The organism is Ornithinimicrobium faecis (genome assembly GCF_023923225.1).
Taxonomy (GTDB): domain Bacteria; phylum Actinomycetota; class Actinomycetes; order Actinomycetales; family Dermatophilaceae; genus Ornithinicoccus; species Ornithinicoccus faecis.
On record NZ_CP099489.1, the window covers coordinates 4,369,157 to 4,383,477 of the forward strand.

General features: G+C 69.5%; 16 protein-coding genes. 9 read left to right on the plus strand and 7 right to left on the minus strand.

Going from position 1 to position 14,321, the window contains the following annotated elements; translation table 11 throughout:
• Window positions 1–43 precede the first annotated feature (43 nt).
• From NF556_RS20075 to NF556_RS20090, 4 genes are read left to right on the plus strand one after another with little or no spacing between them, the layout of a single operon-like run.
• On the plus strand, window positions 44–547 hold the full coding sequence (locus NF556_RS20075; protein WP_252592958.1) for an anthrone oxygenase family protein: 504 nt from the start codon (window positions 44–46) through the stop codon (window positions 545–547).
• Between the two features lie 55 nt (window positions 548–602).
• Window positions 603–1,223, plus strand: a complete 621-nt coding sequence (locus NF556_RS20080) for an NAD(P)-dependent oxidoreductase (protein WP_252592959.1) — start codon at window positions 603–605, stop codon at window positions 1,221–1,223.
• Between the two features lie 8 nt (window positions 1,224–1,231).
• A complete protein-coding gene (locus NF556_RS20085) occupies window positions 1,232–2,221 on the plus strand; it encodes an AraC family transcriptional regulator (RefSeq protein ID WP_252592960.1) in 990 nt (329 codons plus the stop codon).
• 40 nt (window positions 2,222–2,261) lie between these two features.
• Window positions 2,262–3,479 (plus strand): hypothetical protein, encoded by a 1,218-nt coding sequence (locus NF556_RS20090; protein ID WP_252592961.1) that lies wholly within the window; start codon window positions 2,262–2,264, stop codon window positions 3,477–3,479.
• A gap of 54 nt (window positions 3,480–3,533) precedes the next feature.
• On the opposite strand, the gene NF556_RS20095 is transcribed toward NF556_RS20090, so the two are convergent.
• Complete coding sequence (locus tag NF556_RS20095; protein ID WP_252592962.1) at window positions 3,534–3,695, minus strand: hypothetical protein; 162 nt, start codon at window positions 3,693–3,695, stop codon at window positions 3,534–3,536.
• 88 nt (window positions 3,696–3,783) lie between these two features.
• On the opposite strand from NF556_RS20095, the gene NF556_RS20100 reads away from it, so the two are divergent.
• A complete protein-coding gene (locus NF556_RS20100; RefSeq protein ID WP_252595899.1) occupies window positions 3,784–4,065 on the plus strand; it encodes a hypothetical protein in 282 nt (93 codons plus the stop codon).
• On the opposite strand, the gene NF556_RS20105 is transcribed toward NF556_RS20100, so the two are convergent.
• The 5 genes from NF556_RS20105 to hutH all read right to left on the minus strand — a co-directional run bounded on the left by NF556_RS20105 (window position 4,025) and on the right by hutH (window position 10,124).
• Window positions 4,025–5,320: an MFS transporter gene (locus NF556_RS20105; RefSeq protein WP_252592963.1), complete on the minus strand. Its 1,296-nt coding sequence runs from the start codon at window positions 5,318–5,320 to the stop codon at window positions 4,025–4,027. The genes NF556_RS20100 and NF556_RS20105 overlap by 41 nt on opposite strands.
• Before the next feature lie 166 nt (window positions 5,321–5,486).
• Complete coding sequence (locus NF556_RS20110; protein WP_252592964.1) at window positions 5,487–6,029, minus strand: Uma2 family endonuclease; 543 nt, start codon at window positions 6,027–6,029, stop codon at window positions 5,487–5,489.
• Window positions 6,030–6,034: 5 nt separating this feature from the next.
• A complete protein-coding gene (locus NF556_RS20115; RefSeq protein WP_252592965.1) occupies window positions 6,035–6,577 on the minus strand; it encodes a Uma2 family endonuclease in 543 nt (180 codons plus the stop codon).
• A 91-nt stretch (window positions 6,578–6,668) separates the two neighbouring features.
• Window positions 6,669–8,324 carry a urocanate hydratase gene (hutU, locus tag NF556_RS20120; protein ID WP_252592966.1) on the minus strand — a complete coding sequence of 552 codons (1,656 nt, stop codon included), beginning with the start codon at window positions 8,322–8,324 and terminating at the stop codon, window positions 6,669–6,671.
• 183 nt (window positions 8,325–8,507) lie between these two features.
• Entirely contained in the window at window positions 8,508–10,124 is a 1,617-nt protein-coding gene (hutH, locus tag NF556_RS20125) for a histidine ammonia-lyase (RefSeq protein ID WP_252592967.1), read from the minus strand.
• Window positions 10,125–10,224: 100 nt separating this feature from the next.
• On the opposite strand from hutH, the gene NF556_RS20130 reads away from it, so the two are divergent.
• Both NF556_RS20130 and NF556_RS20135 read left to right on the plus strand, forming a co-directional pair.
• Window positions 10,225–10,509, plus strand: coding sequence for a hypothetical protein (locus NF556_RS20130; RefSeq protein ID WP_252592968.1), 285 nt, complete (start codon window positions 10,225–10,227; stop codon window positions 10,507–10,509).
• A 446-nt stretch (window positions 10,510–10,955) separates the two neighbouring features.
• A complete protein-coding gene (locus NF556_RS20135) occupies window positions 10,956–11,723 on the plus strand; it encodes an IclR family transcriptional regulator (protein ID WP_252592969.1) in 768 nt (255 codons plus the stop codon).
• 18 nt (window positions 11,724–11,741) lie between these two features.
• Here the strand turns inward: NF556_RS20135 and NF556_RS20140 are convergent, their stop codons facing one another.
• Window positions 11,742–12,542 carry a MerR family transcriptional regulator gene (locus NF556_RS20140; RefSeq protein WP_252592970.1) on the minus strand — a complete coding sequence of 267 codons (801 nt, stop codon included), beginning with the start codon at window positions 12,540–12,542 and terminating at the stop codon, window positions 11,742–11,744.
• Between the two features lie 126 nt (window positions 12,543–12,668).
• Here NF556_RS20140 and NF556_RS20145 point away from each other — a divergent pair, with 126 nt between their 5' ends.
• A complete protein-coding gene (locus tag NF556_RS20145; protein ID WP_252592971.1) occupies window positions 12,669–13,658 on the plus strand; it encodes an NAD(P)H-quinone oxidoreductase in 990 nt (329 codons plus the stop codon).
• A gap of 2 nt (window positions 13,659–13,660) precedes the next feature.
• On the plus strand, window positions 13,661–14,305 hold the full coding sequence (locus NF556_RS20150) for a bacterial proteasome activator family protein (protein WP_289781769.1): 645 nt from the start codon (window positions 13,661–13,663) through the stop codon (window positions 14,303–14,305).
• Window positions 14,306–14,321 lie beyond the last annotated feature (16 nt).

The following is a 14,321-nucleotide window of genomic DNA, read 5'->3' on the forward strand; positions in this document are numbered from 1 at the left end:
TCGACCATGGCCAGGGCACCCGTGCAGCGGGTTCCCTTGAGACATGAACACGTTCTGGGCCACCAGCCCGCTGAGCCTGGCCACGCTGATCGGGGCGGCGCTGACGACCGGGCTGACCGCGGGACTGCTCTATGCATTCGCCCACGCCGTCATGCCGGGGCTGGGCACCCTCGGTGACGCCGAGCACCTGCGGAGTTTCCAGCGCATAGACGCCGCGATCGCCAACCCGTGGATGGGGCTCGCCTTCGGTGGCAGCCCGGTCCTGACCCTCGCGGCCCTCCTGCTGCACCTGCGCGAGGGAGGGGCCGTCCTGTTGTGGCTCGGCGCCGCGCTGGCGCTGATCCTGGCCACGATCGCGATCACCGCCGCGGTCAACCTGCCGCTCAATGCCCAGATCCAGTCCGCCGCACCATCATTCACCGACGCCACAGCTCTGCGGGAGCGCTTCGAACGCCGGTGGGTGACCTGGAACATCGTCCGCACCGTGACCTCGGTCGGGTCGGTGCTCTGTCTGTCGGCCGCCCTCCTGGCGAGCCCGACCGCCTGACCCAGCCACTCCGCATACGTCCATCACGCCCACCCATCACCACCAGGAGCACATCATGCAGATCACCATCTTTGGCGCCACCAGCACCACCGGCCGTCCCACCGTCGAGCGTGCGCTCGCCGCCGGTCACCAGGTCACCGCCTTCACCCGCGACGCGGTCAGAGTCAGCGCCCAGCACGACCACCTTCGCGTCGTGGAGGGCGACGTCACCGACGCCGCCTCGTGCGGCCGCGCGCTGGACGGCGCCGACGCCGTGATCATCACGCTCGGCAACGGCCGCCACGGACTGATCCGTGAGGCCGGCACCCGGGCCGTCGTGGAGGCGATGCACGACGCCGGAGTCCGCCGACTCATCTGCCAGTCGACGCTCGGCGCCGGAGCCAGCCGCGCCAACCTCAACCTGTTCTGGCGCCACCTGATGTTCGGGGGGCTGCTCCGCCAGGCGTATGCCGATCACACCGCTCAGGAGGAGGTGGTCACCTCCAGTCGCCTGGACTGGACGATCGTGCGCCCGAGCGCCTTCACCGACGAGGATGTCGCCGGCCTGCGACGGGGCTTCGACGCGGCCGAGCGCGGCCTGACCTTCAAGGTCTCCCGTGGGCAGGTGGCCGACTTCCTGCTCGCCCAGCTGGACCACGAGGACTTCTTGCACCGCCACGTCTCGCTGTCGGCCTGATGACCGCCGTGAGCGGGACCGATAGCCTGACCGGTGTGGATGTGCTCGAGGCACTGCTCGACGGACCGCGGGCCCGAGGCGCCTTCCTGCTCCGGGCACTGCTGGACCCGCCCTGGTCCCTGCGCATCGAGGACGACGCCCCGTTGACCGTGATCGCGCCGCTGCACGCGTCGCTGTGGGTGTGCCCCGACGACGGCGAGCCGGTGGCCGTTCCGCAGGGCAGCGTGGCGATCGTCCGCGGACCTGAGCACTACACGGTCACCGACACTCCCGGCACGCGGCCGGACGTCGTGGTCTATCCCGGCGGCCGCTGCACCAGCACGGCGGACGGTCGGGGGCTGTGGGACGAGCGCTCGCTGGGCGTGCGCACCTGGGGGGACGCCGGTGGGTCAGCTCAGATCCTGGTCGGCTCCTATGAGGGGCACGGCGAGGCCAGCCGGCCGCTGTTGTCCGCTCTGCCCCGGGTCGCCGTGCACGATCCCGGGCCGGACGGCAGCCCGCTCCTGGACGTGCTCGTCTCCGAGCTCGCGGTGGAGGCACCCGGACAACGGGCCCTGCTGGACCGGCTGCTCGACGTGCTGCTGATCTCGACCCTGCGCAGCTGGTTCAGCATGCAGGCCAGTGAGGGCCCCGGGTGGTTCCGGGCCCAGCAGGACCCGGCCGTCGGCGCCGCCCTCACCCTGCTGCACCGGGAGGTAGCCCACCCGTGGACCGTCGAGGAGCTGGCCGACCGCGTCGGCATCTCGCGGGCCGCGCTGGGCCGGCGGTTCACGGCGATCGTCGGTGAGGCCCCGATGGGCTATCTGACCACCTGGCGTCTGGCCCTTGCCGCCGACCGTCTGACCTCCTCCGACGCCACCGTCGCGGCCGTCGCCCGCCAGGTCGGCTATGCGACACCGTTCTCACTGAGCACGGCCTTCAAACGCGCCTATGGTGTGAGCCCCCAGCAGTATCGGCAGGCGCCGCCGCCCTCGCTCGTGGCGGGGGCCGGCGGTTGACCTGCGGGAACCAGGCGGGCGCACCAGGAGTCGGAGGATCATGACCACGCACCAGACCAACCGTCGTGCCGGCACGCGGGCGCTCACGGCGGCCCTCACGATCAGCGTGGCCGTGGGTCTTGCCGCCTGCGGGGGTGGCGCCGATGCGGACGCCGACGGGACGGGTGACGGCGAGCAGGGCACGGCCACCGCGCCAGCGGATGCCTTCACGATCAGCAGTGCCCTGGCCGAACTGCCCGACGACCGGCAGTGGCAGGTGGTGGGGATCGCGGACCTCGCCGGGGCCGTTGAAGCGACGGGACTGGAGGTCTCACCCGAGGATCTGACCTGGCGCTCGGTCGTGGGCGGGCTGCCGTTGGAGGACCCGCAGGACACCTCGCAGGAGGAGCTGACCTACGCCCCGGTGTTCGTCGCCCTGCCCCAGTTGCTCGATCGAGCCATCCAGTCCGCCGCGACCGGGGACCTCCCCGAGACACTCGGGTGGTCACCGCTCGACACGGAGACGTTCGCCTACCTGGTGGGTGGGTCCACGGGCACCACCGAGTTCATCGTGGCCGGCGGACCGTTCCCGGAGGACTCGTTGACCGCCCTGACAGACCTGGGCGACGGGGTCTGGAGCCTCGGTGACGGCGCGGACGGCGAGCTCTCCCCGGGCTCGGAGAGCCAGGCCCTCGACGCGATCGGCCGACCCGTGCGGATGGCCCAGGACGATGACCAGATCGCGCTGTCCACCGCGACCGAGCCGGTCCGCGCCTGGGCCGGTGGTCAGCCGACCTCGACCGCCGCGGACCGGCCCGAGCTGGCGGAGCCGGCCGAGGCACTGGACGAGGCCAGCACCATGACGGCCCTCTTCACCGGGGCTCGGCGCTTTGACCCCATACGCATGGGCCTCCGCCCCTCGGCCGACCCTGCGGCGCTCGAGGAGTTCGTCGAGACCTGGCAGAGCGAACTCATCGCCCACCCATTCACCACGATCGCGGTGGGCCACGGTGTGGCGGACGGCCAGGGCACCGCGACCATCGTCTACCGGTTCGTGGCGGCGGAGGGTGCCGAGGCCGCGGCGCCAACCATCGAGTCACTGCTGCAGGGCGAGACGTTCGACGGGTCCCGGTCTCTGTCCGCGGCCCTCACCGTCGAGTCGGTGGAGGTCCAGGACAACCTCGTGATCGTCACCGGCACGCAGCCCCCGGCCACGTCCTGGAACGTGCTGCACCAGATGGTGATGACCGGTGAGCCGCCCTTCGTCCTGGGCGGCTGAGACACTCCGGTCGCGCCCAGCCGCGCGCCGGTCAGGCGTGTCCCACGCGGTGGCTCAGGCCCCGCCGCCACCGCCCAGGTGATCAGTGCGCGTGCGCATCTCTCGCTCGAAGGTGGGCTGCTTGTCCAAGCGCTCACCGGCACTCAGATAGGACGCGCCACCAGGTGCGTCGTCCTTCGGCGCGAGCAGGCGCAGCAGGCTTCGTAGGAACTTCATGGTCGTCTCCGATCCCTGGTGGTCAGCTCGCTACTACGGCCTCGTCGTGATAGTCCCACTTTGAGATTCATAGAGGTACCGTTTCCTGGTGAGCACCCCGATCACACTCCGCCTCCACGACGAGCTCGTGGCCTTTCTGGACCGCAACGTCGCCGAGGGTCGCGCCGCGAGCCGCGCCTCGCTGGTGACTTCCGCCCTAGAGCGCGAGATGCGTCGCCAGGTGGCGGAGCGGGACGCTGAGATCCTCCGCGAGGTTGGCGCCGAGGACGACCTCGATGATCTGGTGGCCTGGACAGTGCCCGGCGGCCGTCATCGGCAGTCGCCCTCAGCTAGTGATCGTGTCTGCTCACCTCGGGCAACGTCCGGCTGACGACCACTCCTGCCAGACCGAGCAGCCCGAGGAAGAGCAGGGCAACCTCCGGGCCGAGCAGAGCGAGGCCCCCTGAGATCGCCCCGGCGACCAGCAGCAGGACGCCCATGGCTGTGTTGGCCACCGCCACATACTCCGTCCGCTGGTCGTCCTCGGCCATGTCGACGACGTAGGTCTTGCGCGCCACCCGCACCGCCGTGTGGGTCAGGGCCAGGACCAGATAGGTGAGGGGATAGAGCCACCAGGCACTCGGCATACCCGGAATGCGCAGCAGGAGAAGGAAACCGACGATCACAACCGTGGCTGCCGCAGCACCCCACACCATCAGGTCGCGCGACGACCGGTCGGCCAGTCTCCCGAAGGTCTTGCCGCCGATCAGGCCGGCGACGCCCTGGGCGATGACGAACGGACCGAGCCCGGCGAGCCCACCGCCGCCAGCCTGCGCGGCGAGCGCCACCACGAAGGGCGGGCTCAGAGCCGAGACCAGGAGCAACGAGCGAGCGACGACGAACCGGCGGAAGCCACGGTCCTCGCGCAGCAGCTGCACCGCACGACCCGCCCAGCCGGCGGTCTCCTCCGGTGTGTCCGGCTCCTCGTCAGGCTCACGGATGCCGAGGAAGACCAGCAGGGCCAGCACCCAGAGCGCGGCCGCGATCGCGAGCAGCCAGGCAAGCACGTCGGCGCCTGCTCCGTCACCGCCCAGGAGCCGTATGCCGAGGCCCAGGGTGATCGCGACCGCGCCGGACAGGACGGTGGTGAGCCCGTTGATCTGACCGCGCTCTCCCTTGGGGATGGTCCGGCCCAGGACGTCCTTGCCGGCCAGTGAGGTCAGAGCGCGCGCGAGGGAGAAGACCGCGAGCGCCACCAGGATGACCACTCCCGCCACGAGGCCGTGGAGGGTTGCCGCGGCACCGGCCATGCCGGCCGCTCCCAGCGCCTGCCCTGCCGCGCCCAGCCCCCAGAGATGGCGCCGGCGCTTGGTGCGCTCAACCCATGGGGCCAGAGCTGCCTGGGGAAGCATCGAGCCGGACTCCCGGATGGGCACCAGCAGTCCAGTCAGGCCAGCGGGCACGCCCAGGGAGGCGAACAGCCAGGGCAGGACGGTCTTGGCGTTGACGACCTGATCCCCGGTGGCCTGGAGCGCCTCGGCGAGGATCTGTCGACTGCCGTTGGCAGCGACCTCGCGCTGCTCCTCGCGCGACTGGTCACTGCGGTCGGCCCGGACGAGGCGCTGATAGACGGGGGTGAGGCTCACGGCCTTAGTGTGCCGTGGTCGCTGTCAGGCTCCGCGTGCACCGCCAGGCTCCCGCAGAGCAGCGACCCCACCAGACGGGTGAATGAGTCGTGCTGTGACTCAGCCATCCGTCGACAACAGAGCCCCGCCGACCACCAGTCGCTGGTCGGGCGATGGCTGGGTCTCGTTAACGGGCCAGGTCAGCCGGCCGGAATCGCACCGGGAACGGCACCTTGGTCTCGAACAGGTCATCGCCACCGACGACCTGGCCGGACTGATAAGTCTCGCCGACCAACGTGAAGACCCTGATGGCGGGATGCAGCGGGTCCACCACCCAGTAGTGCTCGACACCGAACCGGCCCAACACCTCCGGCTTTCGGACCAGATCGGTCCGCCGACTGGACGGCGACAGAATCTCAACCGCAAGGACCGGCGGATCCTCCACCTCCGATCCCTCGACCAGCGAGCGGGGCACCACCATGAGATCGGGCTGCACGACAGTGCGCTCTCCGACCCGCAGGTCAAGCGGGGCTGCAAGAACGCGGAGGTCAGGAGGCAAGGCGGCGCTGAGGAGGAACACCAGCTCCCCGCTCACCACCTGGTGGGCGACTCCGGGGCTTGGCGACCAGATCAACTCACCGTCGATGAGCTGGACGGTCATGTCCTCCCGCTGCTCGCGATACGCATGCAGGTCCTCGACCGTGTAGATCCCGACCTCGGTGATGCTCATAGCGATCAGCGCGCCAGGTCAGCGGGTCGGAAACGCACCTGGAACGGCACGTCGGTCTCGAACAGGTCATCGCCACCGACGATCTGGCCGGAGTGATAGGTCTCACCGACCAACCTGAAGACCCTGATTGCCGGGTGGAGGGGGTCCACCACCCAGTAGTGCTCGACCCCGAACCGGCCCAACACCTCCGGCTTGCGCACCAAGTCCGTCCGCCGACTCGATGGCGACAAAATCTCGACCGCAAGAACCGGTGGATTTGTGATTTCCGAGCCGTGACGACCGGCATCGTGGATCACCAGAATGTCTGGCTGCACCACCGTGCTCTCCCCCGTCCGCACGTCGAGCGGGGCCGACAGCACAAGTTGCTGTTTGGGGACTGCGTTGAGGAGGATCCCGAACAGCCGGGAATGCACGATCTGATGAGCGAGACTCGGGCTCGGGGACACGATCAACTCACCGTCGATGAGCTGGACGGTCATGTCGTCCCGCTGCTCGCGATAGGCATGCAGGTCCTCGACCGTGTAGATCCCGACCTCGGTGATGCTCATGGTCTCCATGGTGCCCCTCCCGAAACATGCCGTCCAGCGTGGCACGGTCAGAAGGGTCACCTCAGAAGTTGTCCACAGCGACCAAGGCGTCTCACTCCTCGCGCATCGGCACCCGCACGCCACGCTCGGTGGCCACCTCGTCAGCGATGTCATAACCAGCGTCCACGTGCCGGATCACGCCCATGCCCGGGTCGTTGGTCAGGACCCGCTGGAGCTTCTGCGCGGCCAGCTCTGTGCCGTCAGCCAGCGACACCTGCCCTGCGTGCATGGAGCGCCCGATCCCGACACCGCCACCGTGGTGCAACGACACCCAGGACGCACCCGAGGAGGTGTTGATCAACGCGTTGAGCAACGGCCAGTCAGCGATCGCATCGGAACCATCGGCCATCGACTCGGTCTCGCGATAAGGGCTGGCCACCGAGCCTGCGTCCAGGTGGTCACGGCCAATGACGATCGGGGCCTCGACCTCACCGCGAGCCACCATGTCATTGAACTTCAGGCCCGCCTTGTCGCGCTCGCCGTAGCCCAGCCAGCAGATCCGCGCCGGCAGCCCCTCAAAGGCGACCTTCTCCCGTGCACCACGCAGCCACTTCTGCAGGTGGTCGTTGTCCGGGAACAGATCCATCACGGCCTTGTCGGTGGCAAAGATGTCCTTCTCCTCGCCCGAGAGGGCAGCCCAGCGGAACGGCCCCCTGCCCTCGCAGAACAGCGGCCGGATGTAGGCCGGCACGAACCCGGGGAACTCGAAGGCCCGCTCATAGCCACCCTTGCGGGCCTCGTCGCGGATGCTGTTGCCATAGTCGAAGACCTCGGCGCCGGCATCCATGAAGCCGACCATCGCCTCGACGTGCTTGGCCATCGAGGCCTGCGACCGGTCGGTGAACTCCTCAGGCTTCTTCTCGGCATACTCCGGCCAGTCCTGCACCGAGATGCCCTCGGGCAGATAGGACAACGGGTCATGGGCGGAGGTCTGGTCCGTCACGATGTCGATCGCCACGCCGCGGCGCAGCAACTCAGGGAACACCTCGGCGGCGTTTCCGACGACCCCGATCGAGACCGCCTCGCGGGCCTCCTTGGCCGCGAGCGCCCGCTCGATGCCGGCGTCCAGGGAGTCGGCCACCTCATCGAGATAGCGGCTCTTGACCCGGCGGCGGAGCCGTGCCTCGTCGACATCGACGATCAGACAGGTGCCACCGTTGAGGGTGACCGCGAGCGGCTGGGCCCCGCCCATGCCGCCGCACCCGCCGGTGAGAGTCAGCGTGCCGGCGAGGGTGTCGTTGAACTTCTTGGCTGCGATGGCGGCGAAGGTCTCATACGTCCCCTGCAGGATGCCCTGGGTGCCGATGTAGATCCACGACCCGGCAGTCATCTGGCCATACATGGTCAGGCCGAGGTGCTCCAGACGCCGGAACTCCGGCCAGTTGGCCCAGTCCGGCACCAGGTTGGAGTTGGCGATCAGCACGCGCGGTGCCCACTCGTGGGTCTGGAAGACGCCGACCGGACGGCCGGACTGCACCAGCATCGTCTCGTCCTCGCGCAGCGTGGTGAGCGTGCGGACCATGGCGTCGAAAGACTTCCAGTCGCGCGCAGCGCGTCCGGTGCCGCCATAGACGACCAGGTCGTCGGGCCGCTCGGCGACCTCGGGGTCCAGGTTGTTCATCAGCATCCGCAGCGGGGCCTCAGTGGCCCAACTGCGGGCGGTCAGGGTCGTGCCGCGCGCTGCGCGGACGGGACGGGCGCCTTCCATGATGCTCTCCTTTGAGTATGCCGACGGGCCGGCTTTCTGGGTCGAGTTCCGGCGGGGTGACGGTGCGGTGATGCGGGTGGTGGTGCGGGTGGTGCGATCGGTACGAAACCTCTACGAAAATGCGGGTGGGGTGTACGAAACCTCTATTTTTTTGCGGGTGGGGCGTACGAAACCTTTATCTTTTTAGTGGAGGGGGCCGGTGACCGACTCTGCGGCGCGGCGGACGGCGCCGTCCGCGACCAGATCGACCACCGTCTCGATCTCGGGGGCCAGGAACCGGTCCGGTCCCGGGCCGGCCACCGGGTCATAGGCGGTGCCCTCGACGTCCGCGGGCTCACCCGGGATCACGCCGGTGCGCAGCAGCTGCACGACAGCACCTGTCGCCGGGGCCGGCGTCAGCGGGGCCCGCAGGTCGAGGGCACGGGCCGCGGTCAGCACCTCGACGGCGATCACCCGGGTCAACCCGTCCACGGACCGGCGCAGCTTGCGGGCCCCGGACCAGCCCATCGAGACGTGGTCCTCCTGCATCGCCGAGCTCGGGATCGAGTCGACGCTGGCGGGGTTGGCCAGGCGCTTGAGCTCGGAGACGATCGCGGCCTGGGTGTATTGCGCGATCATGTGACCGGAGTCGACGCCCGGGTCGTCGGCCAGGAACGGGTTGAGCCCGTGGTTGCGTGCCACGTCGAGGAAGCGGTCGGTGCGCCGCTCGGAGATGCTGGCCACGTCCGCGGCCACGATGGCCAGGAAGTCCAGGACATAGGCGACCGGGGCCCCATGGAAGTTGCCGTTGGACTCCACCCGGCCGTCCAGCGTCACGACCGGGTTGTCGACCGCAGCCGCCAGCTCGCGCTCAGCGACGGTCGAGCAGTGGGTCATGGTGTCGCGCGCGGCACCGTGGACCTGCGGGCTGCACCGCAGGGAGTAGGCGTCCTGCACGCGCGTGCAGGCCTCGGGGTCGCGGTGGCTGTCGCGAATCGCGCTGTCCGCCATCATTTTCCGGAGGTTCTCGGCGGCCAGGGCCTGTCCCGGGTGGGGACGCAGCGCCTGCAGGTCCGCAGCAAAGACGTCATCGGTGCCGAGCTGCCCCTCGACGCTCATCGCGGCAGCCACATCGGCCGTCGCCAGCAACGTGTCCAGGTCGGCCAGGGCCAGGACCAACTGCCCGAGCATCCCGTCGGTGCCGTTGATCAGGGCCAGGCCCTCCTTCTCGGCGAGCTGGACCGGCTCGATCCCGGCGGAGGCCAGGGCCTCCCCGGCCTCGGTGATGTCGCCGTCGGCATCGCGTACCAGCCCCTCCCCCATGACCGCCAGCGCGCAGTGAGCCAGCGGGGCCAGGTCGCCCGAGCAGCCGAGGGAGCCGTACTCGTGAACCACCGGCGTGATGCCCGCGTTGAGCAGCGCGGCATAGGCCTGCGCCGTCTCGACCCGCACACCGGTGCGCCCGGTCGCCAGGGTCGACAGGCGCAGCAGCATCGTGCCGCGCACGACCTCACGCTCAACCTCGGGGCCGGAGCCGGCCGCGTGGCTGCGGACCAGGCTGCGCTGCAGTTGCGCCCGCATGTCCTCGGGGATGTGCTTGGTGGCCAGCGCGCCAAACCCGGTCGAGATGCCGTAGTGCGGCACGGGGTCCTCAGCCAGCGCCTCGATCACGGCACGGCTCGCGGCAATCCCCTCCAGCGCCTCGGGCGAGATCTCAACGCGGGCGCCGTGGCGCGCGACGGCGACGACCTCCTCGCGCGTCAGGGCGCCCACGCCGACGGACACGGTGGACGGGGCTTCGGGTGCGGCGGTGCGACTCATGACAGCCATTCCACCGTGCCCCAGCCCGGCCGGCCACCCAGAACATCCGTTTGCTGTCTCACGCGTGAGACAGTGCAGACTAGTGTCCAGGAGGTGCGACATGACGCACGACCCGGATCACGATCAACGAGCCATGAACCCTGGCGCCAGGGGCGGCAACGGCATGCACGACCCTCGCCTGTCCCAGGCCTATCGCGACGCCCAGCGCGGACCAGACGCCCAGCGCGGACCACAGGAGTCGATCCCGTGGGAGCTGCGCGGCACGAGCGGATCGCGCGGCCGGCCGTCCGCGGGTCCTCGCACGGGCCCTTCCACCACGATGCGCGTGATCATTGCGCTCGTCCTGGTGGCGGCCCTGATCATCCCGCTCATCGGGAGCTGGTAGCGCACCGACGACAGGCCCCCGGCCCTTGGTCCGGTCGGAGTTGACCCCCCATAGGTGAAGGGCCCTTCGGCAGTATGAGTGCCAAAGGGCCCTTCGGGTTGACAGGGATCGAAGGTGACGCTTCCCGTCGACCCACCCGGTGACCGCGATCCCGCCGACACCGTCACCAGTGCTGGCGCGACAGGACGAACCCGTCGGATGGATCACCTTTCCGGTGGATCCCGCCGCCCCTTGCGAGGTGGCGTAGGACATTTCTATGCCACCTCAGGGAGGAACACAAGGGGTCCGGAAGAACTTTTTTCGGGACCGACGACCATCCACAGGGTTACCCACAGATCTGGGCCGTTGTCCACATTCCGACCCCAGATTGTGCGGTCTTTTCCACCACCTGTCCACAGGCCCTGTGGAGGACGGAGTGGCCGCCGAGCGCACGGCATACTGACCCCGTGTCCCCCGCCCCTGCCGTCGGCCAGGCGCTGTCGGTGCTCAAACTGTTGGCCCGGCACGCCGGGCCCCTGCCTGCAGCCTCCATCGCCCGCGAGCTGGCCCTGCCACGGTCCACCACCTATCGGCTGCTCACCGTGATGGTGGCCCAAGGGTTTGTCGTGCACCTGCCCGAGGAGCAGCGTTACGGGTTAGGGGTGGCTGCCTTCGAGCTGGGGTCGGCCTACGCGCGTCAGGAACCGATGCAGCGACTGGCCCGGCCGCTGTTGACGCGGCTCGCGGACCGCACGGGGCACAGCGCTCACCTGGTGGTACTGCACGGGCGAGACGTCCTCTACGTCATCGAGGAACGCGTGGCGGGGCGCCCCTCCCTGGTGACCGACGTCGGGGTGCGGTTGCCCGCGACACTCACCGCCAGTGGCCTGGCCATCCTCGCGGCCCTGCCCCCGGCCCAGGTCAGGGCACTTTTTCCGTCCGCCGAGGCCTTCGTCCAGCGGCACGGGCGGGGGCCAACATCGTTGAGCTCGCTGCGGCGCCTGCTGGTCGACGTCCGCGCCGTCGGGCACGCAGAAGAGGCCCACTCGGTCACTGCGGGGCTGGCGTCGGTTGCCTCTGCGGCTCGGGATCACAACGGTCATCCGGTGGCGGGGATCGCGGTCACCTATCCGGTGGACGAGATGGACGGCCGGGACCACGCTGAGCTGGTCACGGCCGTCCACCTGTGTGCGGATGAGTTGACGCGTCGCCTGGGCGGCACCCCGACGGGCTAGGCCTGGGGCGACGCTGGACTAACTCGCTCCACCTGAGGCCCGGTCGGCATTGGCGTGGATCGCGTCTCGCACGAACTGCGCCATCCCGGGCTTGATGTCCTCATAGGTCTTGGTGAACCGGGGGTCCTCGACGTACATGTCCCCGAGGCAGCGGTGGAAGTCGGGGGTGATGTCATAGAACCACCGCTCGATGCTCACGCGAGCCGACTCGGCCGCCTCCATCGCTGCGGCGGAGTCGGCCGACTGACCGCTCTCCATCGCTGCGACGAATGCCGCGTTGGTGGCGTCCTGCTCGGCCTTGATCTGCTCCCAGTCGGCCTTGGTGTAGTGCGCGGTCCGCTGCTGGGACTGCTTCCACGCGTCGGTGTCACCCCAGCGCTCCTTGGCTTCCTGGGCATACTCGTCCTTGAACCCGTCGCCGAACAGCTCCCGCTGCTCCTCCTTGGTCAGATTCACTCCAGTCATTTCCTTCTCCAGTGCTCGGTCGATGGCCGTGACGAGATCGCGCATCTCGTCCAGCCGGGTCATGACCGTTGCGCGCTGTCGGTGCAGGTGGCTCACCAGCTCACTGTTGCCCGCTCCGTCGAGCAGATCTGCGATCTCCTCGAGCGGGAAGCCCAGCCGGCGATAGACCACGACGTTCTGCAGACGCGTCAGGTCCTCGTCGGTGTAGAGGCGGTAGCCGGCCCGGGAGCGCTCACTCGGGGTCAGCAGGCCGATCTCGTCGTAGTGGTGCAACGTGCGCACCGTCACGCCGAGTGACTCGGCCACCTGTCCCACTGTGAGCACGCTCAGCTCCTGCACCAGTTGTTCGGTCATGTCTCCACCGTGACGCCTCACGTCGCGTGAGGGTCAAGTCCATTGTCTTCCTCCCTGTCGCCGCGGGCCACCGTGACCGGCAGACCCGGGCCGCGGCCGTCAGTGCGGCACCCTAGAGTCGGAGGCATGCGAGCGATCACCATCCCCGAGTTCGGCGAGCCCGACGCCCTTGTCCCTGCTGACGTTGACGCCCCCACTGCGGGCCCCGGCGAGGTCCTGGTCGACGTGGTCGCTGCCGGCGTCAACCGCGCTGATGTGATGCAGCGCAAGGGCTTCTATCCACCGCCCAAGGGTGAGTCGGAGCTCCCGGGCCTGGAGGTCAGCGGGCGCATCGCGGCCCTCGGCGACGGCGTCGAGGGTTGGTCGGTCGGTGACGAGGTCTGCGCCCTGCTCAGCGGCGGTGGCTATGCCGAGCAGGTGGTCGTGCCCGCAGGTCAGTTGCTGCCTGTCCCTAAGGGCGTCGACGTCCGGGACGCTGCCGCCCTGCCGGAGGTCGCCTGCACGGTGTGGAGCAACGTCTTCCTGACCGCGAACCTCCAGCCTGGTCAACTGCTGCTCGTGCACGGCGGCTCCAGCGGCATCGGCACCATGGCGATCCAGCTGGCCCGCGAGGTCGGCGCCCGGGTCGCGGTCACGGCCGGCTCGGACGACAAGCTCAAGGCCTGTGCCGCCTTCGGCGCCGAGATCCTGGTCAACTACAAGGAGCAGGACTTCGTCGAGGAGGTCAAGGCGGCCACCGACGGCGCGGGGGCCGACGTGATCCTGGATGTGGTCGGCGCCAAGTATCTCGACCGCAACCTCGACGTGCTCGCCTTTGGCGGTCGCCTCGTCATCATCGGCATGCAGGGCGGGCGCAAGGGGGAGATCGACCTGGGCAAACTGCTCAGCAAGCGCGGTGCCGTCATCGCTACCTCGCTGCGCGCCCGTCCGGCCGCCGAGAAGACCACCATCGTCGCGGCGGTCCGAGAGCACGTGTGGCCGCTGATCGACCAGGGGCGGGTGGCACCGGTCATCCACCAGCGCTTCCCGCTGGCGGCGGCCGCCGACGCCCACCGACTCATGGAGGAGAGCAGCCACATCGGCAAGATCCTCCTCGACGTGGAAAGGACCCACTGACGATGAACTCTGAGACGAACACGCCTGGCGAGAGCGACGACACCGGTGCCGACAACCAGAACGGCAACGGCAACCAGAGCGGCGACGGCGAGTCCCGCCGCGTTGTGGTGGTGACCCAGGACGGGATGGGCGTTGCCGATCCGGACGCAGCGTCTGGCGCAGACGGCGAGGGCAGGGCCCAGCGTCGCCCCTCCGAGCTGGTGGAGCAGCCAGCCAAGGTGATGCGGTTGGGCACGATGATCAAGCAGCTCCTGGAGGAGGTGAAGTCGGCACCGCTGGATGAGGCCGGGCGGGCCCGTCTCGCGGAGATCCACCGGCGCTCGCTGTCCGAGCTGGAGCAGGGCCTGGCACCCGAGCTCGTCGAGGAGTTGGAGCGGATCACCCTGCCGCTGACCGATGGCACCCCCACCGAGGCCGAGCTGCGCATCGCCCAGGCCCAGCTGGTGGGGTGGCTAGAGGGTCTGTTCCACGGGATCCAGACCGCGATCGTGGCCCAGCAGATGGCCGCGCAGCAGCAGCTGCAGCACATGCGGCTGGCCCTGCCCGGCGGCGGCCCCGGCATGCCCGGACAGGGCGGCCCTCAGCCCGGCGGCCCGCAACCGGGCGGCGAGGGCGAGGAGCCCCCGGGCACGGGCCAGTACCTCTGACGTCACTGCTTGTTCG